Genomic DNA, 2941 nt, shown 5'->3' on the forward strand with positions numbered 1-2941 from the left:
GCAGCCGCGGATTGCGGTGCGCCCACGAGTAGAGATCGGCCGACCCGAACAGGAACGAGGTCCGCAGCGGTGTCCCGGCGGCCAGCGCGCCGGAGGCTTCGAGCGCGAGCATGCCATCGGAGAAGGTCTCGGTCCACACGCGCAGATCCCGCCGGTCGACGAGGGCCGACAGCGTGGCGTTCGGGACACCGCCGATGCCGAGCTGCAGGGTCGCCCCGTCCTCGACGAGCGCGGCGACCCGCTCGCCGATCTGCCCGCGGACGTCGTCGACGGGCGTGACCGCGGGGCTGGCGAGCGGCTGCTCCACCTCCACGGCGAGGTCGACATCATCGATGCTCAGTTCACCGTCGCCGAAGGTGTAGGGCATCGCCGGGTTGAGCTGGGCGACCACCAGTCCCCCGTGCGCGCGGGCCGCCTCGACCGCGGCCGGCAGGATGTTGACTTCGGTGCCAAGCGAGACCTTCCCCCCGTCGGGCACGCTGGTGTGCAACACGACGACGTCGGGCCGGTGAGTGGTCGCGAGCAGGCGGGGCACGAGGCTGAGCCGGTTGGGCAGGTAGTCGAGGCCGGGCACGTTGCGCATCGCCGGGCCGACGAACGCGGTCTCCGGCGTCACGCCGCCGCGTTCCGGCACGCCACCCTGAGCGTTGATCATAAAGAGGCGGTATTCACTCACCACCGCGTCGATCACACGCAACGCGACGAGCGGGGTGGCGAAGTTCCCCGCCGCCACGACCCGCGGCGTGGCCGACCGCCATCGGCCAGGACCGGCTCCACGAGGACCGGCTCCACCGCCCACACCGGAGCCCGCGGCGAGATGGGTCTCGATGCGGCGACCGAACTCCGCCTCGCTGACAATATCCATACCCGCATGGTGGCGTACCGGTGCGCGGCCAGCGAAGAATGGTCATCGCCTCATCCCGCGGATCAATCCGGCCCAGGCCCGGTCGGTTATCGTCTTGAGAACATGGAGTCCGAACGGGACCTCGCCTCCGCGGACGAAGGGACCTCCGATCTGGCCGGCACCGCGCCGTCTCCGGGACCGCCGGGAGAGCTGATCTTTCCTGCGGTCGCTCGGCTCGAGCTCGACGAGCTTCTCGCCCAGCTGGTGGACCGGGCCCAGGACGTTCTGGCCACTCAAAGCCGGCTGCACGGCCTGCTGCGGGCCAACCGGATGGTCACCGCCGACCTCAGTCTCGACGTGGTGCTACGGCGCATCGTCGAGTCCGCGTGCGAACTGGTCGACGCCCGCTACGGCGCGCTCGGGGTAATCTCCCGCGACGGCCGGCTCGAACAGTTCGTGCACGTCGGGATGGACCCGGGACTCGTCGAGACGATAGGGCGGCTGCCCCGGGGAGACGGCGTGCTGGGCCTGCTCATCGCGGAACCGCGGCCGGTGCGCCTCGACGACATCGCCGACCACCTCCAGGCGGTCGGTTTCCCCCCGGGCCATCCACCGATGCGGGCCTTCCTCGGGGTGCCGATCCGGGTCCGCAACGAGGTCTTCGGCAATCTTTACCTCACCGAGAAACGCGGCGGTCGGGTGTTCACCGCGGAGGACGAGGAGCTGGCGCTCGCGCTGGCCGCGAACGCCGGTGTGGCGATCGACAACGCCCGGCTGTTCGGGGAGGCCCAGCATCGCCAGCAGTGGTCGCAGGCATCCGCCGACATCACCCGGCATCTGCTCGCCGACGGCGACGACCCGCTGGAGCTGATCGTCCAGCGGGCCCGCGACGTCGCCCGCGCGGACACGACAGCGCTGGCCCTCGGGTCGGAGACGGCGACCGAGCTGTCCTTCGACGTCGCCGCCGGGCAGGACGCGGACCTGCTGCGGGGCCGACGGGTACCGATAGAGAGCTCGCTGGCCGGCCGCGCGGTATGCGACCATGCGCCGCTGGTCGTCGCCGACGTCCGCGAACTGGCCGAATCCGAGGTCCACGACCTCGACATCGGGCCAACGATGATCGTTCCGCTGATCACGTCACATGTCACGTCCGGGGCGCTGATCCTCGCCCGGCGCCGGGGCGGTGACCTGTTCACAGACGCGGACCTGGAGTTGGCGGCCGCGTTCGCCGCGCACGTCGCGCTCGCGCTGGAACTCGCCCGCTCCCGGGCCGCACGCGGCCGGCTGTCCCTGCTGGAGGACCGCGACCGGATCGCCCGCGACCTGCACGACCACGTGATGCAACGCCTGTTCGCGGTGGCGATGGGCCTGCAGGGCCTCGCGGCCAGCGAGGAGCGGCCCACCCGGGCGGAACGGATGAACACCTACGTGGAGGATCTCGACGAGACGGTACGGGAGATCCGCCACACCATCTTCGAGCTGCGGGGCCGGGCGGCACCGGCGACGGGCAGCGGCCTGCGGGCGCAGATCCTGGGCGTCATCGACGACATGACCGGCGCGTTCGGCTTCACCCCGCGGGTCCGGCTGGACGGACCGGTGGACACGATGATCGGCTCTACCGTCGGCGACCATCTGATCGCGGTCGTGCGCGAGGCGCTGTCCAACGCCGCCCGGCATGCCAAGGCGAGCAGTGTCGAGGTGACCGTGACCGCCGCGAGCGGCGCCGTCACCGTCGACGTGGTGGACGACGGGGTCGGCATCGGCCCTACCACCCGCCGCAGCGGGCTGGCGAACATGCGGGCCCGGGCGCGGGATCTCGGCGGGACCTTCGAACTCGGCCCGGGCCCCGACGGCGGCACCCAGCTGCGCTGGTCGGTGCCGACTAGCTGACCCGTCCGCGGATCCCGCCGGCCGACGGATCCGCGACCAGCTGGCCGCCCAGATACGTCCGCACCCGCTTGCGGCCCTGTTCGAGTCGAATCCGCCCTCGTGCCTCGGTCGTCATCCACTCGCCTCCCGTCCTCGCGTTCGGACCAGTCCCTCCCGGGGGCCGGTTTCTCCTGGACCAACCGGCGCGGCGCCCCGCGCCTTCCCGTT

At 71.7% G+C, this 2941-nt stretch carries 2 protein-coding genes and 1 pseudogene; 1 reads left to right on the forward strand and 2 read right to left on the reverse strand.

Annotation, left to right across the window (positions count from 1 at the left end; genetic code table 11):
- A pseudogene (locus tag AC08ON_RS06900) lies at positions 1-865 on the reverse strand (4-hydroxybutyrate CoA-transferase); the annotation flags it as partial.
- Between the two features lie 102 nt (positions 866-967).
- On the opposite strand from AC08ON_RS06900, the gene AC08ON_RS06905 reads away from it, so the two are divergent.
- Positions 968-2734 carry a GAF domain-containing sensor histidine kinase gene (locus AC08ON_RS06905; RefSeq protein WP_011435999.1) on the forward strand — a complete coding sequence of 589 codons (1767 nt, stop codon included), beginning with the start codon at positions 968-970 and terminating at the stop codon, positions 2732-2734.
- Here AC08ON_RS06905 and AC08ON_RS06910 read toward each other — a convergent pair.
- Positions 2727-2849, reverse strand: coding sequence for a hypothetical protein (locus tag AC08ON_RS06910; RefSeq protein WP_476606848.1), 123 nt, complete (start codon positions 2847-2849; stop codon positions 2727-2729). The two genes, AC08ON_RS06905 and AC08ON_RS06910, sit on opposite strands and share 8 nt — an antisense overlap.
- Positions 2850-2941: the final 92 nt, after the last annotated feature.

The sequence above is a fragment of the Frankia sp. CoWAU3 genome, from assembly GCF_977971855.1.